The organism is Devosia sp. MC532, assembly GCF_016461625.1.
Lineage (GTDB): Bacteria > Pseudomonadota > Alphaproteobacteria > Rhizobiales > Devosiaceae > Devosia.
This window is the reverse complement of record NZ_JAEMNZ010000001.1, coordinates 383,510-409,844: the sequence shown is the minus strand read 5'-3', so window position 1 is coordinate 409,844 and position 26,335 is coordinate 383,510. Positions and strand designations below refer to the sequence as shown.

At 56.7% G+C, this 26,335-nt stretch carries 25 protein-coding genes; 18 read left to right on the top strand and 7 right to left on the bottom strand.

Annotated features, from left to right (window positions below):
* Positions 1-30 precede the first annotated feature (30 nt).
* The 10 genes from argS to JHC09_RS01820 all read left to right on the top strand — a co-directional run bounded on the left by argS (position 31) and on the right by JHC09_RS01820 (position 11,245).
* The gene (gene argS / locus JHC09_RS01865; protein ID WP_182395516.1) at positions 31-1,776 is read left to right on the top strand and encodes an arginine--tRNA ligase; all 1,746 of its coding nucleotides are present in this window, start codon (positions 31-33) and stop codon (positions 1,774-1,776) included.
* A 97-nt stretch (positions 1,777-1,873) separates the two neighbouring features.
* Positions 1,874-4,201: an SPOR domain-containing protein gene (locus JHC09_RS01860; protein ID WP_199530580.1), complete on the top strand. Its 2,328-nt coding sequence runs from the start codon at positions 1,874-1,876 to the stop codon at positions 4,199-4,201.
* A gap of 77 nt (positions 4,202-4,278) precedes the next feature.
* The gene (locus JHC09_RS01855) at positions 4,279-5,067 is read left to right on the top strand and encodes a ScpA family protein (RefSeq protein WP_199530579.1); all 789 of its coding nucleotides are present in this window, start codon (positions 4,279-4,281) and stop codon (positions 5,065-5,067) included.
* Complete coding sequence (gene scpB, locus JHC09_RS01850; RefSeq protein ID WP_199530578.1) at positions 5,060-5,731, top strand: SMC-Scp complex subunit ScpB; 672 nt, start codon at positions 5,060-5,062, stop codon at positions 5,729-5,731. Before JHC09_RS01855 ends, scpB begins: the two co-directional genes overlap by 8 nt.
* Before the next feature lie 113 nt (positions 5,732-5,844).
* Positions 5,845-6,072, top strand: a complete 228-nt coding sequence (locus tag JHC09_RS01845; RefSeq protein ID WP_169194114.1) for a twin-arginine translocase TatA/TatE family subunit — start codon at positions 5,845-5,847, stop codon at positions 6,070-6,072.
* Positions 6,073-6,128: 56 nt separating this feature from the next.
* Entirely contained in the window at positions 6,129-6,803 is a 675-nt protein-coding gene (tatB, locus tag JHC09_RS01840) for a Sec-independent protein translocase protein TatB (RefSeq protein WP_199530577.1), read from the top strand.
* Positions 6,803-7,621, top strand: a complete 819-nt coding sequence (gene tatC, locus JHC09_RS01835) for a twin-arginine translocase subunit TatC (protein ID WP_169194112.1) — start codon at positions 6,803-6,805, stop codon at positions 7,619-7,621. Before tatB ends, tatC begins: the two co-directional genes overlap by 1 nt.
* A gap of 132 nt (positions 7,622-7,753) precedes the next feature.
* Positions 7,754-9,076: a serine--tRNA ligase gene (gene serS / locus JHC09_RS01830; protein WP_182395527.1), complete on the top strand. Its 1,323-nt coding sequence runs from the start codon at positions 7,754-7,756 to the stop codon at positions 9,074-9,076.
* 5 nt (positions 9,077-9,081) lie between these two features.
* Positions 9,082-9,846: a 5'/3'-nucleotidase SurE gene (gene surE / locus JHC09_RS01825; protein WP_199530576.1), complete on the top strand. Its 765-nt coding sequence runs from the start codon at positions 9,082-9,084 to the stop codon at positions 9,844-9,846.
* Positions 9,847-10,015: 169 nt separating this feature from the next.
* The gene (locus JHC09_RS01820) at positions 10,016-11,245 is read left to right on the top strand and encodes a M23 family metallopeptidase (RefSeq protein WP_199530575.1); all 1,230 of its coding nucleotides are present in this window, start codon (positions 10,016-10,018) and stop codon (positions 11,243-11,245) included.
* 76 nt (positions 11,246-11,321) lie between these two features.
* Here the strand turns inward: JHC09_RS01820 and JHC09_RS01815 are convergent, their stop codons facing one another.
* Complete coding sequence (locus JHC09_RS01815) at positions 11,322-12,185, bottom strand: ATP-binding protein (protein ID WP_199530574.1); 864 nt, start codon at positions 12,183-12,185, stop codon at positions 11,322-11,324.
* A 201-nt stretch (positions 12,186-12,386) separates the two neighbouring features.
* Between JHC09_RS01815 and yajC the strand changes: the two genes are divergently transcribed.
* The 4 genes from yajC (at position 12,387) to JHC09_RS01795 (ending at position 16,690) form a co-directional block, all read left to right on the top strand.
* Positions 12,387-12,734: a preprotein translocase subunit YajC gene (gene yajC / locus JHC09_RS01810; protein WP_169194107.1), complete on the top strand. Its 348-nt coding sequence runs from the start codon at positions 12,387-12,389 to the stop codon at positions 12,732-12,734.
* Positions 12,735-12,793: 59 nt separating this feature from the next.
* Complete coding sequence (secD, locus tag JHC09_RS01805) at positions 12,794-15,355, top strand: protein translocase subunit SecD (protein WP_199530573.1); 2,562 nt, start codon at positions 12,794-12,796, stop codon at positions 15,353-15,355.
* A 100-nt stretch (positions 15,356-15,455) separates the two neighbouring features.
* Positions 15,456-15,848, top strand: coding sequence for an MTH938/NDUFAF3 family protein (locus JHC09_RS01800; protein ID WP_169194105.1), 393 nt, complete (start codon positions 15,456-15,458; stop codon positions 15,846-15,848).
* Positions 15,845-16,690, top strand: coding sequence for a phytoene/squalene synthase family protein (locus JHC09_RS01795; RefSeq protein WP_199530572.1), 846 nt, complete (start codon positions 15,845-15,847; stop codon positions 16,688-16,690). The genes JHC09_RS01800 and JHC09_RS01795 overlap by 4 nt, the downstream gene beginning before the upstream one ends.
* Here JHC09_RS01795 and JHC09_RS01790 read toward each other — a convergent pair.
* From JHC09_RS01790 to JHC09_RS01780, 3 genes are all read right to left on the bottom strand, one after another.
* The gene (locus tag JHC09_RS01790; protein WP_199530571.1) at positions 16,663-17,124 is read right to left on the bottom strand and encodes a YiiD C-terminal domain-containing protein; all 462 of its coding nucleotides are present in this window, start codon (positions 17,122-17,124) and stop codon (positions 16,663-16,665) included. The genes JHC09_RS01795 and JHC09_RS01790 overlap by 28 nt on opposite strands.
* Positions 17,121-18,503 (bottom strand): methylenetetrahydrofolate--tRNA-(uracil(54)-C(5))-methyltransferase (FADH(2)-oxidizing) TrmFO, encoded by a 1,383-nt coding sequence (trmFO, locus tag JHC09_RS01785; RefSeq protein ID WP_199530570.1) that lies wholly within the window; start codon positions 18,501-18,503, stop codon positions 17,121-17,123. The genes JHC09_RS01790 and trmFO overlap by 4 nt, the downstream gene beginning before the upstream one ends.
* A gap of 246 nt (positions 18,504-18,749) precedes the next feature.
* Positions 18,750-18,899, bottom strand: a complete 150-nt coding sequence (locus tag JHC09_RS01780) for a DUF1127 domain-containing protein (RefSeq protein ID WP_169194101.1) — start codon at positions 18,897-18,899, stop codon at positions 18,750-18,752.
* A gap of 555 nt (positions 18,900-19,454) precedes the next feature.
* Here JHC09_RS01780 and JHC09_RS01775 point away from each other — a divergent pair.
* Positions 19,455-20,351 (top strand): division plane positioning ATPase MipZ, encoded by an 897-nt coding sequence (locus tag JHC09_RS01775; RefSeq protein WP_199530569.1) that lies wholly within the window; start codon positions 19,455-19,457, stop codon positions 20,349-20,351.
* On the opposite strand, the gene JHC09_RS01770 is transcribed toward JHC09_RS01775, so the two are convergent.
* Positions 20,348-20,764 carry a helix-turn-helix domain-containing protein gene (locus tag JHC09_RS01770; protein ID WP_199530568.1) on the bottom strand — a complete coding sequence of 139 codons (417 nt, stop codon included), beginning with the start codon at positions 20,762-20,764 and terminating at the stop codon, positions 20,348-20,350. The two genes, JHC09_RS01775 and JHC09_RS01770, sit on opposite strands and share 4 nt — an antisense overlap.
* A 208-nt stretch (positions 20,765-20,972) precedes the next feature.
* Between JHC09_RS01770 and JHC09_RS01765 the strand changes: the two genes are divergently transcribed.
* Positions 20,973-22,067 (top strand): D-alanyl-D-alanine carboxypeptidase family protein, encoded by a 1,095-nt coding sequence (locus tag JHC09_RS01765; protein ID WP_199530567.1) that lies wholly within the window; start codon positions 20,973-20,975, stop codon positions 22,065-22,067.
* Here the strand turns inward: JHC09_RS01765 and JHC09_RS01760 are convergent.
* Entirely contained in the window at positions 22,064-22,300 is a 237-nt protein-coding gene (locus JHC09_RS01760; RefSeq protein ID WP_248308831.1) for a sulfurtransferase TusA family protein, read from the bottom strand. The two genes, JHC09_RS01765 and JHC09_RS01760, sit on opposite strands and share 4 nt — an antisense overlap.
* Positions 22,290-22,775 carry a CAP domain-containing protein gene (locus tag JHC09_RS01755; protein ID WP_199530565.1) on the bottom strand — a complete coding sequence of 162 codons (486 nt, stop codon included), beginning with the start codon at positions 22,773-22,775 and terminating at the stop codon, positions 22,290-22,292. Before JHC09_RS01755 ends, JHC09_RS01760 begins: the two co-directional genes overlap by 11 nt.
* Before the next feature lie 190 nt (positions 22,776-22,965).
* Here JHC09_RS01755 and JHC09_RS01750 point away from each other — a divergent pair, with 190 nt between their 5' ends.
* On the top strand, positions 22,966-24,522 hold the full coding sequence (locus JHC09_RS01750; protein ID WP_199530564.1) for a histidine kinase dimerization/phosphoacceptor domain -containing protein: 1,557 nt from the start codon (positions 22,966-22,968) through the stop codon (positions 24,520-24,522).
* 70 nt (positions 24,523-24,592) lie between these two features.
* Positions 24,593-26,314 carry an ABC transporter ATP-binding protein gene (locus tag JHC09_RS01745; RefSeq protein WP_199530563.1) on the top strand — a complete coding sequence of 574 codons (1,722 nt, stop codon included), beginning with the start codon at positions 24,593-24,595 and terminating at the stop codon, positions 26,312-26,314.
* The last annotated feature ends 21 nt before the right edge of the window (positions 26,315-26,335 follow it).

The following is a 26,335-nucleotide window of genomic DNA, read 5'->3' as shown; positions in this document are numbered from 1 at the left end:
CCCGGCCCGACCAAATTCCGTAGGTTCGACATGGATATCTTTGCGCTCTTCACTACCCGGGTCCACGCGGCCCTGCGTGCCGACTACCCCGATCTCGATGAGGGCCTGCTCGCGCGCGTGGTTGTAGAGCCTCCGCGCGATGCAACCCATGGTGACCTTTCGACCAACGCCGCTATGGTGGTTGCGAAGCCTTTGGGTAAGAACCCACGTGAGCTAGCGACTGCTCTTGCGGGCCGCTTCGCCTCTGACGCAGACGTTGCCTCGGTGGAAGTTGCAGGTCCGGGCTTTATCAATTTCCGTCTCAACAACTCAGTTTGGCACCAGGTCCTGAAGTCTGTTTCAGAGCAGGGTGTCGATTACGGCCGCTCGAACCTTGGTCAGGGCGAACGCGTCAATGTTGAGTTTGTGTCGGCAAATCCGACCGGCCCAATGCACGTCGGCCATACCCGTGGCGCCGTTTTCGGCGACGCATTGGCCTCGCTCATGCAGTGGACAGGGTATGACGTTACCCGCGAATATTACATCAATGACACCGGCGGCCAGACGATCATTCTGGGCCGTTCGGCCTTGCTCCGTTACCGCGAAGCATTGGGCGAAACCATTGAAATTCCATCGGGCTTTTATCCTGGCGACTACCTGATCCCGGTCGGACAGCAATTGGCCGCCGAATACGGCACCAAGCTTCTGGAAATGGAAGAGCAGGAAGCTGCGCTTATCGCGCGTGAAGTCGCTCTCAAGGGCATGATGGAATTGATTAGGGCAGATCTCGCCAAGCTCAATATCCATCACGACGTGTTCTTCTCCGAGCGTACGCTGCACGGGGCAGGGGGCGACATTGAGTCGACGCTTGCTTGGCTGCGCGAAGAAGGCATGGTCTACGAAGGCCGTCTCGAAGCGCCTAAGGGTAAGACCCCAGAAGATTGGGAAGACCGCGAGCAGACACTGTTCCGCGCGACAGATTATGGCGACGATACGGATCGTGCCCTGATCAAGTCGGACGGTTCCTACACCTATTTCGCCGCTGACATTGCCTATCACCGCAATAAATACCTGCGCGGCTTCAACCACATGATCAACGTGCTGGGCGCTGACCACTCCGGTTACGTCAAGCGCCTGCAGGCGGCAGTGAAGGCCGTATCGAACCAAGAAGCGGATATGGACGTCCGTATCTGCCAGTTGGTGCGTTTGCTCAAGAACGGCGAGCCGTTCAAGATGTCCAAGCGTTCGGGCGACCTCGTTACCCTTGCTGACGTTGTTGACGAAGTTGGTCCAGACGCGACGCGTTTCATGTTGCTCTTCCGTCGCAACGACGCGTCGATGGATTTCGATTTTGCCTTGGTCAAAGAACAGACCCGCGATAACCCGGTGTTCTACGTTCAGTACGCCCATGCCCGCGCTTGTTCGATTTTCCGCACTGCGCAGCGTGATCTGCCGGATCTCGATATTTCCCCAGCAGCTCTCGCCAAGGCCGAAGTTGAGCGCCTAGATAGTGCCGCGGATATTGAACTGATCCGACTGCTCGGCGCTTGGCCACGGACGGTGGCAGCAGCAGCTGTTGCCCACGAGCCGCATCGTATTGCATTCTACGTGCACGAATTGGCTGGAGCCCTGCATGGGTTCTGGGCTAAAGGTAAGGATGATCCGTCTTTACGTTTCGTTAACCAGTCTGACCCGAAGTTGAGCTTGGCTCGACTCGCCCTTGTCGATGCCGTTCGCCAGGTTATCCGCAACGGTCTCGGCATGCTTGGTGTGTCAGCCCCCGATGAACTCTCATAATTCGGGCGCATTGGTGTGATCAATCGCGGGGCGGTGTCCATTGGGCCCCCCCGCTATCTAGAGGCGCTGTCGGAGTACGTCAGCGAAGCCGCAGCATATGGCCGGACAAAGTGATGCCCCGGACGATCTGATCGCCGAATTGGCCCGCCTGATGGCGGGAGAGGCGCGCCCTGAAAACGCTCCGAGTGAGCCGCAGCAACCGCGCGTCCGTATTCCCGGCGACGACTCGCCGCAAATGCCGCCGGTTCCGCGGTTTGATTTTACCGCGCAACCGCCCAGCGAACGCGTTGTTCCCCCAGTTCCACCGGTCGCGCCGCGTCCTGTTTCTCAGCCGGTAGGCGCTCCACCAGCGTCTCAGTCGCAAGTTCGCGTGCCATCTCTAGCGCCCGTGCCGCCGCAAACGCCGACACCGAGCCTTGATTTCGCTCTTCGCCCGGGTGTGACCGCCGCACCAACACAGCCGCTCACGCAGCCCCCGCAGCCACCGGTTGAACCCTTTGCGTTCGACTTTGATCTGCGTTCTGCTCAGCGGCCATCGGCTCCAACCTCGCCTGTGCCATCGGTCCCGCCGGTCGCTTCGCCACAGCCGTCGCTCGATCAAGGCGTAGCGAGTCGCGAGCAGGCTCCTCAATTCGTTCCCCAACAGCCAGTTGCGCCACAGCGCCCTGTTGAACCAACACCTGTTCGGCGTGAACCCATACAGGCTCAGGTCGTCTCCCCAGCGCCAGTTGTGGTTGAGGAAGAGCCCGAGCCAATCAATCTTGATCAAGATAGCTTGGCCGATCTGATTGCATCTGAATTGGCCAAGGATCAGCTGCAGAGCGAAGATAATACGGGTGGCAATTTCGAGTTCGAGGTTGAACCCGATAGTGTCGCATCACAGTCTGACGACTATTTCTCTCAAGTCGCGACGCACACGCGTGGCGTCGAGCAGCCGTCAGTGTACACCGCAGCTGATTTCTCCGATTCAGTAAGAGCTGCGAGCTCTCAGTTTGACGAGCCAAGCTTTGGCATTGCTCCCGAACTTGCCGCGGCGACACCACAGCAGCGACGTCAAGAACCCGGTTTTGGGACTGACCCGCTCGCTGAAATTGAGCGGCTTGTGGGGCCAGCGGTGCGCATGAGTGTCCAGCAGGACCCAGCGCCTGAACCCATGGAAGTCGTCGAGCCGAAGTCTGCTCCGGCACCCTTACGAAGCCTGGCAACACCAACTTTACCGCCGGAAACTGAACAGGCTCCACGCGGACCACGCCGCCGCGCGTCGTCAGCGGACACCAGTTCGGTGGACGATGCTATTCTGGCAGCAGCGGCCGCCTCTGGCGCGCGCGTTGAATGGGTCGATCATACGGCTGGAAGCGATGCCGATGATGGTGGCGATTACAGCGAACCGCGTCGCCGTCGTTCGTTCGGCGTGAACAAAGCCGTTCTCGGGCCTTTGCTCGCCATTCTCCTCCTCGGTGCAGGTGGCGGTGCGCTTTATTACATGCTCGGATCGGGCGGCCCATCGGGCCCAGCACCGACGATCGTCGCGGACACAGCTCCGATCAAGGAAGAGCCTGAACCGAGCACTGAGGCTCCTGCGCAGTCGGTCATTTTCAACGAGATGGCTGGTGGCAATAATGGCGCGAACGAGCAGATCGTCCCGCGCGATCAGGCTGATCCTGAAACCATTTCTGAGGCTACTCAGAACTCCGGTATCGGCAATGTTATCAATTCGATAGATCAGGGAACGACCAACCCTGATGGACTCGTAAATCGTCGCGTGCGAACGGTTACGGTGCGTCCGGACGGTACCATCGTGAGTGGCGATAGCGGCTTGGCTGGTACGTCTATGCTACCGGTCGACCGACCAAACGTCCCTGAACTTCCAGGGAACACCGCAGCTGCGAATACAACTGCGCCGTCAGAGACAGTTCCAGCTGCAGCGCCTCCGCCAGTTGTAGAAACTCCGGCGACTCCAGCTGTCCCACCTGTGCAGCCGGGTTCGGTCGTGCCTGTGGTGAACGCAAGCGGCGCAACTGTCGCTGGACGTACAGTCGCAATTCCGTCGGTGAAGCCTTCTGACTTCGCGTCGACTGCAGCGGCCGCAATTTCTGCAGCGGCGGCAGCGCCTGCACCACAGGACCTCGCTGCACCGGCTGCAGCTGCCCCGGTTGCGGCGGCACCTGCTTCGGCTCCAGCGTCTGGCGGTGCCTATGTCCAGCTCTCGTCCCAGCGCACAGAAGCGGCTGCGCGTGAGAGTGCACAGGCCATTGCGACACGGTATGGTGTGTTGTTCGGCGGCGCGAACCTCGAGATCCAGCAGGTGAACTTGGGCGAACGCGGTATCTACTATCGCGTGCTCGTGCCTGCTGCCTCGCGTGAAGCGGCCGTCAATGTCTGTACCAATGTGCGGGCTGCGGGCGGCGACTGCTTGCTGCTCTAAAAAATATTGCCTGACTTGACGATGGCTGTCATCGATGTCCAATGTGCGGCGATGACAGCCCTTTTTGTTTTTCGTCCATGAGTATAGCGCAGGCGGATTGGATCTCGGCGGCTCCTGACGATGCGGCGGAGCAGCCGCTACGTGTTGACGTAAAGGGCTACGAAGGACCGCTCGATCTTCTCCTCGATCTCGCCCGCCGACAAAAAGTGGATCTTTCAGCGATCTCTGTTCTGGCGCTGACCGAGCAATATCTCGCGTTCATCGAAGACCTCCGTCAGTTACGGATCGAGGTTGCCGCCGATTATTTGGTAATGGCGGCTTGGCTGGCCTATCTCAAAAGCCGCTTGCTGGTGCCCCAAGCGGTCAATGATGATGAGCTAAGTGGTGAGATGCTGGCAGCATTGCTGCATTTTCGACTCAAGCGACTAGAAGCAATGCGCAATGTGTCCACACAGCTCATCAACCGAGCGCGCGTTGGTGCGAAAGTGTTTGCGCGGGGGGCACCAGAGCCCATTGAGATCGAACGAAAATCGATTTGGGAAGCAACGCTTTATGATCTTCTCAAAGCCTATTCCGACCAGCGCGAGCGCACCGCAATCGTCGAATATTCGCCCTATGTCCGCACTGTCTGGTCGCTTCAGGATGCGCGAGACTTGCTCGAAAAGCTAATTGGGGAAACGGCGGATTGGCTTTCACTCGACGGATTTTTGTATGATTATCTGGCGACACCTGAGGAACGGCGAACGGCTCGAGCGTCATCATTTGCCTCTAGCTTGGAACTGGTCCGACAAGGTGTGATGGAAATCAAACAGCGCGATACCTTTGCTCCAATCATGCTGCGTAAGCGAATGGCCTCTCATGATTGACGGCGAAGACAGCGAAGTTCGAACCCGGCAACTGCGGATTATTGAGGCGCTTTTGTTTGCCTCCGCAGAGCCGCTCAAACCCCACGAAATGGCGAGCTTTCTGGGGGAGGGTGTTTCTGTGCTCCCTTTGTTGAAGGCGCTGCAAGCGCAATACGCTCCGCGGGGCGTAAACTTGGTAAGGCGCGGGGACGGGTGGGCATTTCGGACAGCCGAAGACCTCGGATTTTTGCTGCGTCGTGAGCAACAAGAAACGCGCCCCCTGTCTCGCGCCGCACTCGAGACCCTATCCATCATCGCTTATCATCAACCCGCCACGCGCGCGGAGATAGAAGAAGTGCGCGGCGTAGCGACAGGGAAGGGGACTTTGGATCTGTTGATGGAAGCGGGATGGATTCGCATGCGGGGCCGCCGTCGCACACCAGGGCGGCCAGTCACTTACGGAACAACGGATGCATTTTTAGACCATTTTGGTCTTGAGGCGCTTTCCGATTTGCCGGGTCTGGATGAACTGAAAGGCGCTGGCCTATTGTCGTCTCGTCTTCCGCCTGATTTGCAAATTCCTCTGCCTTTTGATGGAGATGCTTTGCGCGAAGATGAAGATCCGCTCAGCCCAGATGATCTGGGTGAGGTAGAGACGGAAGATGAGGTTGAAGAGCGTGACTAAAACGCTTTCACATGTTGATTTTGAACACATCCTTGTGTTCGGTGCAGTTTAAACTTATTTCTCGAATTATGTGTCGCGTGTATCGCGTACCGTTAGCCTAAGGGAGACCATCCATGCACGCGCCATCCATCTGGGGCATTCTCGTCGTCGCCGTTGTCGTTATCCTGCTTTTTGGCCGTGGTAAGATTTCCGGCATGATGGGCGAAGTCGCTCAGGGCATTAAAGCCTTCCAAAAAGGCATGAAGGACGAAGACAAGCCTGCTGAACGTATCGACACTGCAACTGCTGCAAAGCCGCAGACTGTTGACGCTGCAGAAGTTGATCGGAGCAAGGACGCTTAATCAGCGCCTTCATCTGAATATTCGCGGCGCTTTCGCCGTATTTCGGAGATCGCTTTATGCTCGGTCTGAGCTGGACAGAGATGCTTGTGATCGGCGTGGTTGCGCTGATCTTTATCGGTCCCAAAGACCTGCCCGTCATGATGGGCAAGGTTGGCAAGATCATTGGCCAAATTCAGCGCATGGGACGTGATTTCCAGCGCGAAATCAACAAGACTTCGGGTTTGGATGAGGTGCGGAGCCTCCGCAACTCCATCACATCGCCATTGAAGCAGACCGCCGAAGAAATCCGGCGCGAGTTCAACACGATGTCGGCGGACGGTCCTAAGCCAAGCGGAGTAATCAAACCCGCTGATCCGTCCTCAGAAAGTGTCGTCAACGAAATTCGCGAAAAGGCGGGCATGCCGCCTATTGCGAAATCAAACGACGATCTCGCATCCGAGTATGGCTTCAAGTCGAGCGCTAAGCCTGAGGCTTCATCTGCGCAAAGTGCTGATACCGCCACAGCGCCCGTAGCGCAAAAGGCTGCCGCGCCTGCAGCAGAAAAGCCAACGCCTGTTAAGGCCGCCCGCCCAAGGCCGTCCACGAAGACGGCCGCCGCAATCGACACTGCAGAAAAGCCAGTGAAGAAGCCACGCGCCAAGGCCGTTGTGGCCGACGCGGGTGAAAAGGCTCCGGCCAAGCCTCGTGCGCCTCGCAAAAAGGCCACTAGCACGGGTGAAAAGAGCGAATAATGGCCGATACTCAGGCAAAAATCGAAGATAAGTCGCAAGCTGAGCCGGTTGATGAACTCGCCGGTAGCGAAGCGCCGCTTTTGGAGCATTTGATCGAACTGCGTAAGCGGTTGATCCACTGCGCGATTGCGATCGTTGTCCTCTTGATTGTCTGCTTCCTCTTTGCAGGGCAGATTTTCGATATTCTGCTCAACCCATACCGTTCGATTTATCCAAATCCGGGCGATATGGAGTTGATCTATACAGCGCCGCAGGAATTCTTCTTCACCCAGCTTAATCTGGCATTCTTTGGCTCGATCTTCCTCGGGTTCCCTTATCTGGCAACGCAGATCTACGGCTTTGTCGCGCCCGGGCTGTATAAGCACGAGCGTAAGGCTTTAGTGCCCTACCTCGTGGCCACGCCGGTCTTCTTTGTGGCCGGGGCGGCAATGGTCTATTTCGTCGTTTTGCCAATGGCATTGGGTTTCTTTGCAGGAATGCAGACCGACGAGATCAAGCTTCTGGCGAAGGTGTCGGAATACCTCAGTCTCGCCATGACGCTGATTTTGGCGTTTGGTATCTGCTTTCAGTTGCCTGTCGTGCTGACACTGTTGGCACAGATCGACCTCGTGAGCGTTGAGCAGCTCAAGAAGGGCCGTCGCTACGCTATCGTCGGTATTCTGATCGTGGCCGCGTTCATCACGCCGCCTGATCCGATCTCGCAGATTGGGTTGGCGATACCGATGTATCTCCTTTACGAGCTTTCGATTCTGTCGGTGCGTATGATTGAGCGCCGACGAAAAGCAGCGCTCGCCGCACAAGAGAACGAAACAGCCTAGTTTCAACGCCCCATTCGCAAGATTGGGGCGTTGGTTTTTGGCTTTTCGAGAATGCCCACTTGCGGGCTACAGTCTTCAACTTTAGACAAGCCACACACCAATAAAGAGGCGGGCTTTCGCTCGTAACGTACAATGTTCGATATCAAATGGGTCCGAGACAATCCTGATGCCTTCAACCAGGCCATGGAAAGCCGCGGGTCCTCTCAGCGGGCTGATACCCTGATTGAGATCGACGATCGCCGCCGCGCGATCATTGTGCGTCTCAACGAAGCGCAAGAAAAGCGCAACGCGCTGTCCAAGCAGATCGGCCAGGCCAAGGCCCAGAAGGATGAAGCCAAGGCCCAAGAGCTGATGGCGGAGGTCGCCTCGCTCAAAGAATTCATCCCTTCGGGGGAAGCAGACGAACGCGCCGTCGAGAAAGAACTCCGTGACGCGCTCTCGACCATTCCAAACGCTCCGCTAGCGGATGTGCCGTTCGGCAAGGATGAGAGTGATAACGTCGAGTACTTTGGCCTCAACGGCAATGCTGAGACAGCTGCCACTGTGCGTCCTGTAAAGCCTAGCTTTACGTTTGCACCCAAAGAACACTTTGAAATTGGTGTTTCTGAAAAGAACATGGATTTTGAAGTTGCGGCCAAGCTCGCAGGCAGTCGCTTCGTTGTCCTGAAGGGCCAGATTGCGCGACTGGAGCGAGCGCTTGGCCAGTTCATGCTGGATCTCCATTCGACTGAACACGGCTACCTCGAAGTACAGACACCTGTCCTCGTTCGCGACGACGCGTTGTTTGGTACTGGGCAGCTGCCGAAGTTCGAAGAAGATCTGTTCTTCACCCCGCATGGTGAGAGCCGTCTGGCGCTCATTCCGACGGCAGAAGTTCCGATGACCAATTTCGTGCGCGAATCTATTCTCGCCGAAGACGAATTGCCGATGCGCTTCACGGCGTTGACGCCGTGCTTCCGTTCCGAAGCCGGTTCGGCAGGGCGCGATACCCGTGGCATGCTGCGTCAGCATCAGTTCAACAAAGTTGAACTGGTCGCGATCACGACCGCAGAAGAAGCCGAAAACGAACACGAGCGCATGCTCGCCGCCGCTGAAGCTGTTTTGACCAAGCTTGGTCTGCACTATCGCGTCATGAAACTGTGCACCGGCGACATGGGCTTTGGAGCGCGTCGCACCTATGACCTTGAAGTCTGGCTCCCCGGTCAGAACACCTACCGCGAAATCTCCTCGGTATCGGTCTGCGGTGATTTTCAGGCGCGCCGTATGGAGGCGCGTTACCGCCCATCCGGCGAGAAGCAGGCACTGCGTTACGTGCATACGCTCAATGGTTCGGGCACCGCTGTTGGCCGTTGCTTGATTGCGGTGTTGGAAAACTATCAGCAGGAAGACGGCTCGGTGGTTATCCCTGAAGTGCTGCGTCCCTATATGGGCGGCCTCACCAAAATCGGAGGCTAAGGCCCATGTCCCTGCGCATCTTGCTCACCAATGATGATGGTATTGATGCGCCGGGTCTTGCCGTACTCGCTGATATTGCACGCTCTATCTCCGATGACGTTTGGATCGTGGCTCCAGACGGAAATCAATCGGGGGTAGGGCACCGCTTCTCCTTCGGGCGCGAACTCAGCTTTGACCGCAAGGACGACAAAAGCTTTGCTGTGGTGGGTGGCTCACCTGCCGATTGTGTCGTTGCCGCGATGACTCATCTGCTGGGTGACAGGCCTGCTGATTTGGTCTTGTCCGGCGTCAATGCGGGGCAGAACCTTGGCGATATCGTCAATTGCTCAGGCACGGCCGCTGGCGCCCGTGAAGGCGTTCTGCAAGGTGCTATCGGTATCGCGCTCAGCCAAGCGCTCGATTATGAGCTGACGCTGGAGCCAAACTGGGAAAATGCTCGGGCTTTTGGTGTGAGAACCGTTGAAGCTATTCTGCGAAGCCATGCGGGCCATGACGTCTTTTACAACGTCAATTTCCCATATTGCCCGCCGGAGGCTGTGACTGGGATACGCGCGGCAGCTCAGCAGCGTTTCTCCCGATCGCCAATTCGCTACTATCCCAGCGACAATGAGGGCAAATTCTTTATGGCGATTCCCTCAACGCCCACTCCACTTGATCCGAAAGCGGACTTTGAGGTGATGCGCCGCCAGAGCGCCATCACCGTTACTCCGGTTGCGCTGCAACAAACCCATCAGGATGCTCTAGCGAGCCTTGCCAGCTTGTCACTGTAAGTGTGGCAGGTGGTATTTTAGCACTCGACGGCTCGCTCGGTTTTAACCCTAACCAGTGCTGAATCATGTCGATGTGAATTCGCTCAAATCGCATCGGTCTTAAACTCGTCTTTACCTTACCGGCCTAATCTCGGGTCTAGTTGTTTAGTATCTGCGTACGAGTAAGCCGATGAGTATTCGCGTTCCCCGGCGGACCCATAAAGTCTCTGTCGCTATGGCTGGGCTTATGGTTGCAGCAGTCGCATTGTCCGGCTGCTCTAGTCTTGGTAGCCGTACGTTTGGCGACCAGACCGTCACGGGCTCAACAGCCCAACCAGCCCCGTTCTTTGCAAATCAACCCATGCCGCCGAGCCTCGGTGCAGTTCAGGGTGCGCAGAACACTGCCTTCCTGCCTCCTGCGAACGTAGGTGGTGGTGGCGGCGGGATGTTACCCCCTGCGCCAGCGCAGGGCGGTTTCTGGCAAAACAATGCACCGACATCACCAGGTATGATGGGTTCAACGTCGCCAGTAGTCCAAACTCAAGATTTGCCTGCACTGAACTCGTCTCCAATGGGAAATTCGCAAGCCATGCTCGCTCAGCAGAATCTTGCCCCAATGCCGGCTGCGCCTGCGGCCGTTGCCATGGGCAATCCGAACGCTTCGCTTCCGCTTAACTCAAATGTTCCAGTGCAGGTCACGCCTGCTGCGAACACGAACGGTTACACGCACACCATCGCAAGCGGTGAATCGTTGCACACAATTGCACGCCGCTATGATGTCACGACCCAGTCTCTCGTTCATGCCAATGGCATGAGCTCACCAGACAAGATCATCGTGGGTCAGAAAATTATCATTCCTGGTCGTTCTGATCTGAACCCGGCTCCGGGTTCGGAGCAGATCACGAAGGTTGCGACGATTTCCACCGTTCCAACCACGCCGGCTGCTGCGGCACCACAGCCTGTCTTGGCTGCGGCGCCTGTTGCTCAGACTGCCCCTGTCGCCGCGCCCATCCAGCAGGCTGCACTGCCACAGGCTGAACCAGTCGCTTCGGGCAATGACAAGTTCCGTTGGCCGGTGTCTGGTCGGATCATCACCGATTTTGCCGCATCGCGTGGCACAGGTATCAATATCGATGTTCCAGAAGGCTCAGCCGTTAAGGCTGCCGAGAACGGCACCGTCATTTATGTCGGTTCGGGCGTTGAGGGTTACGGTAATCTGATCCTCGTTCGTCATCCGAACGGCTTCGTTTCGGCCTACGCCCATCTCAAGGGCATGAATGTCGACAAGGGCGCAACTGTTACCCGTGGTGACACCATCGGTACTGTCGGCTCCACTGGTTCTGTTTCCAAGCCGCAGCTGCACTTTGAACTGCGCAAGGGCGCGACGCCGGTTGATCCGGTTCCATTGCTCGCGAGCTAAAGCGCCGCGTCGATTGAATTTCGAGGGCCACGGCTGTTGCTGTGGCCCTTTTTCTTTGGTGGAGCGGGGAGGGGGATTAAACCGCTTTGCCTTCTTCGCCTGCTAAAGTGCGAACGAGCTGGATCGCCACGCGGCCCGAGCGAGCGCCACGTGTTGCGGCCCATTCGATGGCGCGTGCGCGCAAGGCTTCCGTTCCGATGCTGAGCCCGTAGTAGTCAGCATAGCCGGAAACCATGGCGAGATAGTTGTCCTGATCCGAATTGTGGAACCCGAGCCACAAGCCAAAGCGATCCGACAGTGAGACTTTTTCTTCGACTGCTTCGTTTGGATTGATCGCGCTCGATCGTTCATTTTCGATCATGTCGCGCGGCATGAGATGGCGTCGATTTGAGGTCGCGTAGAAGAGGACGTTTTCTGGCCGCCCCTCAAGACCGCCATCAAGAATGGTCTTGAGCGATTTGTAGCTGGTCTCGCCTTTGTCGAAACTCAGGTCGTCGCAGAAAACGATGAAACGAGCTGGTTCCTTAGCGATAAGGCGCATGAGTTGGGGGAGGGTCTCTAGGTCTTCGCGCGCGATCTCAATCAGAATTAACCGATCAAACCCACTGCGAGATTCGATGTCTGCGTGAATCGACTTCACTAAAGAGCTCTTGCCCATGCCGCGCGCGCCCCACAGCAGGGCATTGTTTGCACCGTGTCCACGCGCGAATTGCTCGGTATTGCGCAGCAGAATGTCACGGACTGTGTCGATGCCTCTGAGCATGTCGAGGGGCACTCGGCTGACCTTTTGAACAGCGAGTAGAGTGCCTATCTCGCCCTGCCAATGGTAAGCGTTTTCAGGGCCCAACGCCGTGTTCGGCGTGCTGTTGTCGCTATTTGGTAGTTTCTGAGCAATGGCCTCAAGTGCCGCCGCAATTCTGCTCAGATAATCTTCTGTCATCACCAGTCCCGTCCTTGTGTCAGCCCCAATGTTTGGAGCCCTTGATTGGGCTTTGCAATCAGCCAACCCCAATTGTATAGTCCGGCCGATTTTGGCCTGGGCGCAAGTGCGGTTAAGCCCGATAGCGTCCACAGCGCATTCGATCAGCGCATTGCCACCCAATCCTGAGCGTCACAAGAAAAATTAAATGGAGTTTGCTTGATGTTTGTAACCCCTGCCTTTGCACAGGACGGCGGCGTGGCACCAGGAGGCATGGCTGACATTCTCATCCAGCTTATGCCGATTGCTCTGCTCGTTGTAATCTTCTGGTTGCTGATCTTCCGTCCGCAGCAGAAGCGCCTGAAGGCACAGCAGGCCATGCTTTCCGCGATCCGTCGTGGCGACACCGTTGTGACCACTGGTGGTCTGGTCGGTAAGGTTTCCAAGGCTGTCGACGGTGAAGACCTTGAAGTCGAAATCGCGCAGGGCGTGAAGGTCAAGGTTGTTCGTGGCATGATCGCAGACGTTCGTTCGAAGTCTGAACCGGTCAACGACAACAAGCCGGCTTAATCTAGCCGTATCAGCCGGGGCCATCAGGCTCCGGCTTTATCCTTCTCAGGACGTTATTTATGAATCACTCGCCGTTCCGCGTATTCATTATCCTGTTCGTGGCAATCGCTGGCATTCTCATGGCAGCTCCAAACTTCTTGCCCAAGAATGTGCAGGATGCTTTGCCCGACTGGCTCCCAAAACCCGGTCTTGTCCTTGGTTTGGACTTGCAAGGTGGTTCGCACCTTCTGCTTGAGGTCGACCGAAAAGGGATCGTGGATCAGCGCTTGAGTGATGTTCGCCGCGATGCGCGTAACGTCCTCGCGAACCAGAATGGTATCGGCAACCTCATCACAACGGATGCGGATCGCAACGCGATCTTCATCGAATTGACCGATCCGACCCAGAAGGCGCAGGCCGAAACCGCAATTCGCGGGCTTCAGAATACGCTGAGCAACGCTCTCATCGGCGGTGTTGGTGTTGATGAAATGGCCTTTGGCGAAACGCCAGACGGTCGCTTGTCGATTACTCTAACCCCAGATGGCATCACCCAGCGCATGAGCTCGCTGGTTGCTCAGTCCATGGAAGTTATCCGCAGCCGTATCGACGAGATCGGTACCACGGAACCCACCATTCAGCGCCAGGGTGATACCCGCGTTATGGTGCAGGTGCCTGGCTTCGGCGACTCTACCCGCCTTAAGAACCTCATTTCACAAACGGCGCGCTTGACCTTCCACATGGTCTATCCGGGCCTGTCTGCCGATCAGGCCGAAGTGCAGGGCTTGCCTGCTGGCACCATGATCCTGCCAAGCCAGGATGGTGGTCGTGAGCTGCTTTATGAAGACGTCGCTCTGGGCGGTGAATCGCTCGTTGATGCGCAGCCGTCTTATGACCAGCAGCGCGGCATTCCTGTTGTTTCGTTCAAGTTCGACACCCGCGGCGCGATTTCGTTCGGCGAAATCACCAGCAAGGCAGTCGGTCAGCGCTTCGCTATTGTTCTCGACAATCAGGTCATCACGGCTCCGGTTATCCAGCAGCCGATCACGGGTGGTCAGGGCCAGATCTCGGGCACCTTCACCACGGCAACTGCTAACGATCTCGCAGTTCTGCTGCGCGCGGGCGCTTTGCCTGCAAGCTTGAACGTCATCGAAGAACGTACTGTTGACGCGAGCCTTGGTGCTGACTCGATTCAGGCCGGCTTCACCGCTGGTGTGGTCGCGGCAGTGCTTGTTCTGGCCTTTATGGTCATCGCCTACGGCATCTGGGGCGTGTTTGCGAACGTCTCCCTGATCCTCAACATCATTCTGATCTTTGCCGCGCTCTCTACCCTCGGTGCGACGCTGACGCTGCCCGGTATCGCCGGTATCGTCCTGACCATCGGTATGGCCGTGGACGCGAACGTTCTGATCTATGAACGCATGCGTGAAGAACAGCGTGCCGGCAAGACACCAATTCAGGCGATCAACGCGGGTTTCTCGCGCGCTTGGGGTACTATTATCGACTCGCACCTGACTCAGCTCGTTGCGGCTGTGGTGCTTTACTTCATGGGCTCCGGCCCAATCCAAGGCTTTGCGGTCACGCTTGGTCTCGGCATTATTACTTCGCTCTTCACCTCCTACACCGTGACCTCCTATCAGGTTGGTCTGTGGTTCAAGCTGCGTCGCCCTAAGACGCTCAAGATCCAGCACTTCCGCTTCATTCCGGACGGCACGACCATTCCGTTCATGAAGATATCGAAGTATGTGATTGCCTGCTCGATCATCATGACCGGTGTTTCCATCGGCTCGGCTGTGTTCAAGGGCTTCAACCTCGGCATCGACTTTGTTGGTGGTACTGCGATTGAAATCCAGCACGTCGGAGGCCCAGCAGACGTGGGTCGCGTGCGTGAGTTGACCAGTGACTTGGGACTTGGCGAAATCCAGGTTCAGGGCTTTGGTACGCCGCAGGACGTTCTCGTTCGTGTGCAGGCGCAAGAAGGCGGCCAGTCCGCTGACCAGATCGCTGTTGCCAAGGTCACCGAAGTTCTGGCTGCTGAGAACTATGAGGTACGACGTACTGAGGCAGTGAGTGGTACGGTTTCAGGCGAATTGGCTTGGACCGGAACTATCGCGGTCATCATCGCGCTCGCCTGTATCTTGATCTACATCTGGTTCCGCTTCGAATGGCAATTCGCTATGGCGGCGGTGACCACCACCAGCCACGACTTGATCATGACGATCGGGCTCTTCTCGCTGACCGGATTGGAGTTCAATTTGAGCTCTATCGCGGCGGTGCTGACGCTAGTCGGTCTGTCGCTGAACGAAACTGTGGTGGTCTCGGATCGTATTCGTGAAAACCTCACGAAATACCGCAAGATGCCTCTGCCAGAGCTGATCGACCTGTCGATCAACCAGACCATCGTGCGTACCTCGCTCACCCAGTTCACACTTCTGCTGGCGCTGATTCCGCTGGTTCTCTTTGGCGGTGAATCGCTCCGCAGCTTTGTTATCGCGATGACATTCGGCTCTATCGTCGGCATGTACTCGTCGGTCATCGTTAACGGTCCAATTCTCATCAACTTCGGCTTGAAGCAGAAAACTGATGAGCAGCTGGCCGCAGAAGACGCTGAGAAGAAGCGCAATGCTGATGGTGCTGCCGTTTAATCGGTGCACTGCTTTAAACATCTGAAAAGCTGTGATAGCCCCGACCTATTGGCCGGGGCTATTTTTTGCTCCATTTGGATCGGCGAACTGAAAGCACTCTATGACCAGCTCATCGCCCACAGGTTTCTATCCCCAACGCGTTGGCATTGATGCCTATGGCAATGGTGGATTTCGCTTTGCCGATATGTCCCACAAAGGCTCGCTGCTGTGCTTGCCCAGTGGCATGTACGCATGGGAGATCGCTGAGGCGCAGGAGTTGACGTTAGAGTCTTTGCAGCCGGTCCTTGACCACGCCGACGAGATTGAGGTTCTTCTCATCGGACTGGGTGAAAAGGTTGCCGCCATTGACCTTGCCATTCGGACTGCATTACGGGCGCGTGGCATTATCGTAGAAGCGACGCAGACTGGTGGGGCAGTGCGGACCTATAATGTGTTGCTCGCCGAAGACCGTCAGGTTGCAGGCGCTTTCATTGCTGTCGAGAACGCCCGATGACTGCCACGTCCTTCGATCACGCGGCAGACCTGCTCCGCACAGCCGACCCCGATCGCTACCTCTCCACACTCGTCCTGCCCGCAAAGGCTCGTCCCTATATCGCTGCGCTTTATGCGTTCAATGCCGACGTCGCGGGCATACGGGATCGCGTCTCTGGCCCGGCGCCGGGCGAAGTGCGGCTCCAATGGTGGAGCGACGCTCTCGCGGGCGAAGGGCATGGTGAAGTTCGGCAAAATCCCGTCGCCGATGCGCTTCTGCAGACTATAGAAAAATTCAACCTTCCAGCGGGCACCTTCCTCCGTCTTATTGGCGCGCGTCGGTTCGATCTTTACGACGATCCAATGCCGGATCTCGAGACTTTTGAGGGCTATGCCGGGGAGACCGCATCAACGCTGCTCCAGCTCTCGGCAATGGTGCTCAATGAGGGAAATCCGGTCGAGACAGGGGACGCCGCTGGGCATTTGGGCGTCGCACAAGCTCTGATCGGTCACATGAGGGCTCTCGGATACGTTTCCGCACAAGGCCGGATCATGCTGCCTTGGAGCCTTTTGCAGGCCAATGGCGTACAAGAGACTGAGCTCTTCCGTGGGCAAAACTCTGAAGGCCTCCACGCTGCGCTCAGCCAGCTTGGCGAGATCGCGTCAGAACATTTGGTCAAGGCACGAGACGCTATTGTGCTTCTGCCCGCGTCGCTTCGCCCTGCGTTCGCAATCGTGACTCTCCTCGAGAAGCAATTGGCGCAAGTGATGGAAAATACGAATGCCTTTGCTGTGGCTAGTGATAGCGCAGCGTGGCAGAAGATTGCCAAATTGACCTATTGGTCGTTGCGCAACCGCTCGTAAGTCGTCGCGACGAATTCTCCAACAAAGCGGGCCGCAAGCGTTTCGCCACTGAAAAGCTGCGCGCTGACTGTTATCCGGCCGCGGCCACGCTTGGAGAGCATCGTAGCGGTGCGCACCCACGGGCCATCGTCGATGGCGCTATGCGCCGATATGGCTTCACGCGCAGGCGCGATGTACTCCATTTGCGATGTATGGATGACGAGCTCTGTCTCAAACTGATCGCGCTCTAAGCGCAAATGCACAGCGCTCCATGCGGCGAGGAGACAGAGGGTCGCCCCGCTGCCGCCGAACAATGTGCCATGCATATTGATATTGGGCGACAGCGGGGCCTTTAAAACGACATTTGAAGCGCTGGCACGCACTGCACTCACCTCCATGGCCCGCGACAGCGGGATCGTGGTGTGCAGATATTGCGTCAGCGCCTCGGGCGTCATGCCCAGGACTTGAGGTCTTCCAGCGCGCGGCTGGTGATTGCGCGACGCTTGGCAATGGTTTTGTCCGGACCACGCCAGCGAGCGACGCCTTCAGGCTTCGTGATAGTCACTTCTGGGAACAGACCAAAATTGACGTTCATCGGCTGGAAGCTCCGCGCGCCAGAATAGCTCTCTGCTTCAAGGTGACCACCGGTGATGTGGCCGATCAATGCGCCAAGTGCCGTCGTCGGTGGCGGTGTTGGCATCGAGCCACCCAAAACCTCAGCGGCAGTGAGACGCCCAGTGATCAGGCCGCAAGCGGCGCTTTCCACATAGCCTTCAACGCCGGTGACCTGACCAGCGAAACGAATGCGCGGATCGTTCTTGAGCTTCAGATCACCTTGCAGAACCTTCGGGGAGTTGATGAAGGTGTTGCGGTGCAATCCGCCCAGACGGGCGAACTGCGCGTTCTCAAGGCCCGGGATCATGCGGAAGATTTCCGCTTGAATTCCGTAGCGCATCTTGGTCTGGAAGCCGACCATGTTCCACAGCGAGCCCAAGGCATTGTCCTGCCGCAGCTGCACAATGGCATAAGGCTTGACGGTTGGGTTGCGTGGATTGGTGAGGCCAACTGGCTTCATTGGCCCGTGGCGCAGGGTTTCAACACCGCGCTCTGCCATGACTTCAATCGGCAGACAGCCGTCGAAATATGGGACCTTTTCCCAGTCCTTGAATTCGTGCAGTGGCGCGGTCTTTAGCGCCTCGACGAAGGCAAAGTACTGATCCTTGTCCATTGGCAGGTTCAGATAGTCAGCGCCGGTACCGCCCGGGCCTGCCTTATCGTAACGCGACTGTTTCCACGCGATATCGTGATTGATACTGTCGTAGTGGACGATTGGTGCAATGGCGTCAAAGAACGCGAGTGCGTCTTCGCCGGTCTTTTCCAGAATGGCTTCGGCCATAGCAGGCGAGGTGAGGGGCCCCGTCGCAATAATGACGTGCTCCCAGCTCGGGTCAGGCCATCCGGCAACTTCTTCGCGCGCGATGGTGATGTTCGGATGGTTTTCGATCGCCCGCGTGACTTCGGCGGAGAAGGCGTGGCGGTCAACGGCGAGCGCGCCGCCTGCCGGGAGCTTGTGCAGGTCCGCAGCGCGCATGATCAGCGAGTTGCAGCGACGCATCTCTTCATGCAGCAGGCCAACAGCGTTCTGCTCATGATCGTCCGAGCGGAAGCTGTTCGAGCACACGAGCTCGGCGAAGCTATCTGTGCTGTGAGCGTCGGTTTCTTTGACGCCACGCATTTCGTGGAGAATGACGGTTACGCCAGCTTCGGCTGCCTGCCAGGCAGCTTCAGAACCAGCAAGGCCCCCGCCGATGATGTGGATGGTTTTGTTTGACATGATGAGCCAAATACCAAGCCCGTCATGCCGCTGCAACTCGCCTTATAGCGAGCGCCCCACATGAAGGGCTACTTTAGGCTCTTCGATGATCTTTTGCGAGAAGACTTGGGTGTCATCGCGGGGCGGACGGCCGTTTGCGCCCTAACCGGAGACCGCGGACGCGGATAGAAAATAAGATCCAAATAGAAAACGCCCGCATCTCAGAGAGAGGCGGGCGTTCGGTTTGGGTCGACGTATGCGGCAGGCTTAGAGCGTGTTTGCATGATCGCGAGCTACGCGAGTGATATCGGTACGCGAAATGCCAAGGTCGTTGAGCTGACGGTTGTCGAGCGAAGCGAGTTCACGAACGGTCTGCTGATAAGCGGCCCACTTCTTAAAGGTCTTACGGATGTCCATCGGATATCTCCTGTTGTTTACGTAATCATATTTAGTGCGTGGCGTAAAAATGAGCAGTCTGGATTTACTCAGATTAGCTATGCACTTTTTGCAAGGCGGCGGATGACGAAGGCGGAACTATCAATCCAGAATAACTGTGCAGGTGCAGCTTTAGCGATCGAACAGCGATTTCGTCATTTGCGTGAAGTCGGGTGGACAGGTGCCGATTATGCCTGGTTCGCGACTGATGCGAACAATGCTAGGGAATTGACCAGACTTAGGTTCTAGTGCGCGAACCGAGCGCCAGACTGTGCGGACGAACATGGGCAGTACTCCCAAGGTTTCGTGAACTCGTCATCCTAATACATACGCGATCCAGCGGCACTTGCTCAGGGGCGTGTGGTCAGATGACGCATGCGCTGCATGCATGGCATTTTCATCATCTTGTCACAAAGACAAATTCCTCTCCGGAAATCTCCCTGTTGCGATGTAAAACCTTTTTATTAACCATAATTCCGCTTGCCCCTAGGGAGGCGAACACAGACACTCCGGCCGAGTTCAGCGAGGTAATATCCAGTGCGGCAAGGCGCCCATGTCATTGTTGTCGGTAATGAGAAGGGTGGCTCGGGCAAGTCGACCACAGCTTTTCATATCGCCATACTGCTTCTGCATCAGGGATTTAAGGTTGCGACGCTCGACGTCGACAGCCGACAGCAGACCTTTACGCACTATGTCCGAAACCGCCGTGAATGGGCGCGCTTGAACGAGCAAGTCATTCCGCACCCCACTCACTATCACCTGCCTTTATCCCGGGGCGATTCTCTGCGTGAAAATCATCGGATCGAGTTCGATCTCTTCACGCAGGCAATTGGTGAGGTCGAAGACACGGCAGATTTCATTATTATTGATACGCCAGGCTTCGACACCAACCTGACGCGGCTTGCCCATTCATTGGCCGACACTTTGGTGTCTCCGGTCAATGATAGCCTAATCGACCTAGCTGTTATGGCGCAGGTTGACCCTGTGACCGGGGAGCCGCGTGAGCTCAGCCACTATGCCCGACTGGTTCAGCGTGCGCGCTCTGAACGTCTAGCGATTGATGGGCGCAACATTGATTGGGTGCTGGTTCGAAATCGCATCTCGATGCTCTCCTCGCGCAATATGCGTCAGGTGCAGACAATGCTGGACCGCATTGCCGAGCGTCTGGGGTGCCGCGTTGCCGATGGCATTGCCGAACGTGTGATCTTCCGCTCGCTCTTTGCCAGCGGCATGACAGTTTTTGATCCGCTGAGCGAAGAGTTGTTGGGCGGCATGCCATCTGCTTCACATACGAGTGCTCGGCAGGAATACCGCACGCTGGTCAACGCGTTAAACCTGCCATTGTCTCAGCGCGCGGTGCAGAGGATGGAATTGTTGGCGGCCGAAGCTCCAGTGACGATCCGTTTTGAAGAAACCGTACGAAACGACGCTTAGCCTTGAGCGTAAGCAGCCTTGCGCGGTTCCTGATGCGCTACGACGTTTTCGCGCGCGTCATAGGCGGCGCGCGCGTCAATAATGGCCTCATGGTTTTCAGCCGACCAATCCCATAGCGCGCTGATCGGCCCCTGTAATGTCTTGCCCAATTGCGTGAGGCTATACTCTACGCGTGGGGGGACTTCAGGATAGATAGTGCGTGTCACCAGCCCGTCGCGCTCCAGATTGCGCAGGGTCAGCGTCAACATGCGCTGCGATACGCCGTTGATCATGCGCTTGAGTTCGTTGAACCGCAGAGTGCCATTACGCCCCAGCATGCCGACGACCATGACGCTCCATTTGTCGCCGATGCGATTGAGCACGTCCGACATGGCAGAGCAATTTGAGTGCAGCGATGTGTCTGTGAGCGACATGGGACACCTATATAAGAACTAAGGCACAGAATATATGCGAGGTTACTACTTGTGACTAGCCCCCGTCGCAGATGCGCGCGGTTGGTCAAACTCTCGCCGTTTCCTTGAGATTGCTGCTCCTGCCTGATAGTAGGTGTGCTTCCTAATATCGTGCCGTCGGAGTGTTCCTGACTTGTCTTTCGCTCAGCGCATAGCTTTGATCTTTTTCATGATTGCAGCCAGTATCTTGCCTGTTCAGGCAACACCGCTGTTGGTTGTCGATCGATCCAATTTGTCAGTGCTGTATGCGCAAGATGCCGGTCAGCCTTGGCATCCGGCTTCGCTCACCAAACTCATGACGGCCTACGTGGTTTTCGAAGAGCTAGCGCTTGGAACAATTACTCTTGATACCCCTGTCCGGATATCAAAAGGGGCGGTTGCCCTCGCGCCGAGCAAGTCAGGCCTGGCTGTCGATAGTTCAGTGACGATGCGAGACGCGCTCTACCTGCTGATCGTCCGCTCTGCCAATGACGTTGCCTATTCCATCGCGGAAACAATTGCGGGCACAGAAGCCAATTTCGCGGTCAAAATGAATGACGTTGCACGTCGCATGGGGATGACGGGGACCAATTTCATCAATTCCCACGGTCTGCATGTTGTCGGCCAGGTTTCCACGGCGCGCGACCTAGCAATTCTTTCACTTTACATCGAGCAAGCCTATCCCCAGTACATGCCCATATTCCAGACTGGCACTGTGCGATTGAACAAGGCAGTGTATGAGGCCAACAACGCGCTTTTAAAGGGGTTTTCCGGCACCAACGGCATGAAGACAGGGTACACCTGTGCTGCGGGGCTGAACGTCGTTGCGACTGTCAACAGAAATGGTCGCCGCCTATTAGCTGTTGTTCTCGGTGGTTCTTCAGCACGCGAACGCAATGAGCGAGCCGCCGAGCTCTTCACCAATGCCCTGTCGGGTCGTTATCAAGGGAGTGGCCAGTCGCTGCTCAGCCTCGTGAATTCTGGTGGAGCAGCCCAAGACATGCGGCCATTGGTGTGCGGCGCTGGGGCGCCAGAGTACATCAAGGCGCGCGAAGCTGAGTTCCCGATGGGCCTTAAAGGCCAACCCAGCTATCTCAATGATGAGATTCCATTGCGCGAATATACGGTTGTGGATTTGGGCCGCACACGGTCCGTCGCGTTTCCGCGTCCACGCCCGGCGCATGTTTCGCGTTTCGCGGCGCCAGCGGTAGCCGCCACCTCGACGGCTCCGATTGTAGCGGAACGAGCAGTATCCCTGCCAATACCGCGTCCTGCGGACCTCTAGCTCGCTGAGCCAATGCGGACGGCGAGTGAGATAACCTCGCCGTTCGTTTGCACGTCGCATTGATGCCCATTCTGACGGCAAAACAGCGGGATATCGATTTTCGTCATCGCGTCTGTCGCGAGGATGAGGAGCTGATCGCCCGCATTCGCAGTTGCAGCGGCCTTTTCCAGCTTCAAGACGGGAAGGGGGCATTTCAGTCCCCTTGCATCAATGGTCAGGACCTTAGTTTCCAAGAACAAGCACCCAGTGAATGCCATAGGCAGAGGTCGGGTTGAACGCGACGCCTACACCGGCCTTTGAGGCGTTTGCGGCGAGGGCGACGGCATCCGCCGGATTATTGCGCCAGCCTGAGAAGGTCTCAGCGAATGTCGCATAGCCTGCGCTCAACTTCATTTGCACAAGCCCGCCCGGCATGCTCGGCGCGACGCCGGTCTGCGCGTACTGATTGGCCAGCGCCTGTGCGGACCCGTTGAGACCCGCATCAGCGACCAGTGGAGGCATGTTTTGGTTGGCGCGATAGGCGTTTACGAGCCCAATGGCCTGCTGTGAGTCGAGGCGTGCATTGGGCACGTCCATGCGTGCGGTCAGAGCAGGTTGGAGGCCCGCGGGAGAAGATCCGCCGCCGCCACCAAATGAAACGCACCCGGCTATGAGCAACGTCATCGAGCCCATGAGTGCAATGCGGGCCAAACTTCTGTTATCCGACATATCTTTCCTTCTGGCGCGCCGCGGTCCATAAGAGGAGCGAGACTTCGTCCATATATTTACATTAGCTCAGTTGGTTGGCCGTTAGAAACCGGCACTATGACGATTTTCATTAGATATTGGCCACCTTGGTGTTCCTTGTGCACTGAGAACTGGCAAACAAGGCAGCATTGTGGGGGAGGTTGCACTGACTGTGAGTCTGTCTAAATCCGTACAAGAAGTGCGTGCCACGTCGGTGTCGGTGATTTTCCTCGTGCTGTGCCTAGCCGCTTTCGTTGGGGTCTTCACCTATTTTCTCGCAAATGTTGCTGCGCAAACGAAAAGTCAGCTCGAAGATGATGCAGCATCGACCACGCGGGTCATTGCGGCCAACGGGCTTTGGATGAACCAGTTGGCAATCCAAACTTTGCGCCGGATGGATTCAGTCGTTGGCGATGACATTAGTGCCATAGATGCAGAAGCATTTGCTGATCTCACCGCGGAACGCCCGCCGGAGGTCATCATCAGCCTAATCGATGCCGATGGCACCCTCTTGTTCAGCACGGCGCGGTTTATGTCAGGTGCCAATCTGAGCGAGCGTGAGTATTTTCAGTCGATACGCAGCGGAGCAGCGTTTGCGACTTCAGCCAAGGTCGTGACGCAACCGAGGGGACGCGAAGGCTTTGTATTTGCTAAGAGATTGACGCGCAACAATGTCTTTGTTGGTGCGGTTGCAGTCGCTTACCCGAACAGTGTTCTTGAATCTTTCGTGCGTGACGTTGAGCTGGAGGCTGGGGCGTCCATCAGCCTCTTTCGGCGTGACGGGCGGCTTATGGCGCGCTATCCACATACCAATGTGCCTGATCTCGTGGGCGACGTTCTGTTCACCGAACACCTTGAACGAGGTGACAGCGGGACATTTTTTGCCGATCGCTCACCCTCGGACGGCCAGCCAAAAATTATCGGCTATCGCGCGATACAGGGAACCGACATGGTCGCCGTGGTCGCAATCCCTACGGAAGGCGCGTGGGGACGATATCGGGCGGAACTGATGTCCATCTTGGTCATCGTAGCCCCCATTTGCGTTGCGCTGATTATCGTCGGTCTGTGGATATGGCGGCTTTTGCGTCGTGACGCTGCCCATGCTGAAGAGCTCGAAACGGCAAATGAAACCAACATGATGCTGTTTCGCGAAATCCATCACCGCGTCAAAAATAACCTCCAGTCTGTTCAATCTCTCATCCGGCTTCAGGATATCCCTGAAGCGGCCAAGCTTGATTTGCAAAGTCGCTTGGGCGCGATGGCGGCAATGCATGAACATATTTACCGCCGTGATGAGTATGAGGACATTGACGCTCACGACATTGTCCCGGTGGTTATCAATGAAGTGGTTCGCGCCTATGGCAAGCCGGTGGAAATCATCTACGAACTGGATCGGTGTTATGTGGATCGGGATCACATCACGCCCTTGTCACTACTGCTCAGTGAAGTTGTGACCAATGCTCTGAAATACGCTTTCCCTGATGGGCGGGAAGGGCGTATCCGCATCATTATGAACGACTTTTACAACGGGCGATGCCAGCTCATCGTCGCCGATAATGGAGTCGGCATGCCGAAAAATGGTGTGCCAAGCACCAGCATGGGCCTCCGCCTCATTCGCGGCGTGGTCGCGCAGATGGGCGGCACTTATGAGTATTTGCCCAGTGCCGGTACGCGATTTGAAGCGAATATCGCGCTGAGTGCAGTCGGCCACCACGCAGAGCATCGTTAAACTGGCAAATTCGCACTTGCGCCACCGGCCGAGGTCCGGCAAAGCGTAAGTGGAATAGATTGGTCAGGTTATGCTGAAGCGCTTCTTTGCTTACTACGCTCCCTATAAGGGATTGTTTATATTAGACTTTGGATGCGCTGTGCTCGCTGGATTGCTTGAGCTGGCTTTCCCTGTCGCTGTCTCCAAATTTGTCGACGAGTTATTGCCGCAGGGAGATTACAACCTCATCCTCCTTGCGGGGATAACTTTGCTCGTCATCTACTGCTTTGGCGCTGTTCTTAAAGCAGTCGTGAACTATTTTGGTCACGTGCTGGGTGTCTCTATCGAGACCGATATGCGCAGGCAGGTGTTCGATCACTTGCAGAAGCTGAGCTTCCGCTTCTTCGATAATCATAAGACCGGCCATCTAATTACGCACGTTACCAAGGACTTGGAAGACGTGGGTGAGGTTGCGCACCACGGCCCCGAAGATGTGTTCATCGCCATCATGACCTTCATTGGCGCGTTCATTTTGATGTTCCTGACCAATTGGAAATTGGCAGTGATCACCGTGGTGCTCGTGCCGGTGCTGAGCTGGTTGGTCGCGACCCAAGGCAAGAAAATGACCCGCAACTGGCGTGAGCTGTTCCGCCAAGTGGGGGACTTCAATACCCGTGTCGAAGACGCCATTGGCGGCGTTCGAGTGGTCAAGGCCTTCGCCAATGAGGAGCACGAGGCAAAGCTCTTCGCCGGCAACAATCAGGCCTATCGGTCTACCAAACTGCGCGCCTATGCGATTATGACCACCAGTCAGGTCGTAACCTATCTCTCGACCCGAGTGGTCCAGCTGATGGTCATGCTGGTGGGTGCTTGGCTCGTTACGCTGGGTGAGTTGAGCTATGGCGGCTTTGTTAGCTTCTTGCTTTTGGTAACGGTCTTTATGCGCCCAATCGACCAGATCGCAGGCGTTTTGGAGAGCTATCCCAAAGGCATAGCGGGCTTCACGCGATTTACCAAGCTGATCGATACAGCACCAGATATTGCCGATAAGCCCGATGCCGTAACCGTATCGCATCTGCGTGGCGACATTCGTTTTAACGATGTGAGCTTTGCGTATGAAAGCGGCCGAACGATTTTGGCCAATATCAATCTTGACATCAAAGCGGGCGAAACGCTCGCTATTGTTGGACCGTCGGGCGCTGGGAAAACAACTCTTTGCGCGCTCTTGCCGCGCTTCTACGAGATCAATTCGGGCTCCATCTCCGTGGATGGGATCGATATTCGCGATATGACGCAAACCAGTCTGCGCGAGCAAATCGGCATCGTGCAGCAGGACGTCTTCCTCTTTGGCGGTTCATTGCGCGATAATATCGCCTATGGCCGCCTTGGCGCGACAGACGAGGAGATCATGGAAGCGGCGCGTCGGGCGCGGCTTGAAGCTGTCATTGCGCGCATGCCCAATGGGCTCGATACTATGGTCGGCGAACGCGGCGTAAAACTCTCCGGGGGCCAAAAGCAACGTGTAGCAATTGCTCGTATCTTCTTGAAAAACCCACCGATTTTGGTTCTCGATGAGGCGACGTCGGCACTGGATACGGCTACCGAATTGGCGATCCAACGCTCGCTGGCGGAGCTCGCAGTTGGCCGCACTTCACTGATCATCGCGCATCGCCTTGCCACTATTCAACACGCGGACCGGATTGTCGTCGTCGACGAAACTGGCATTGTGGAGCAGGGGCCGCACGCAGAACTCTTGAACTTGGGTGGGGCCTATGCGCGGTTGCACCGGGCCCAGTTTGGCGAGTTGAATTAGCATGCTGGAAACAAAGGGCTT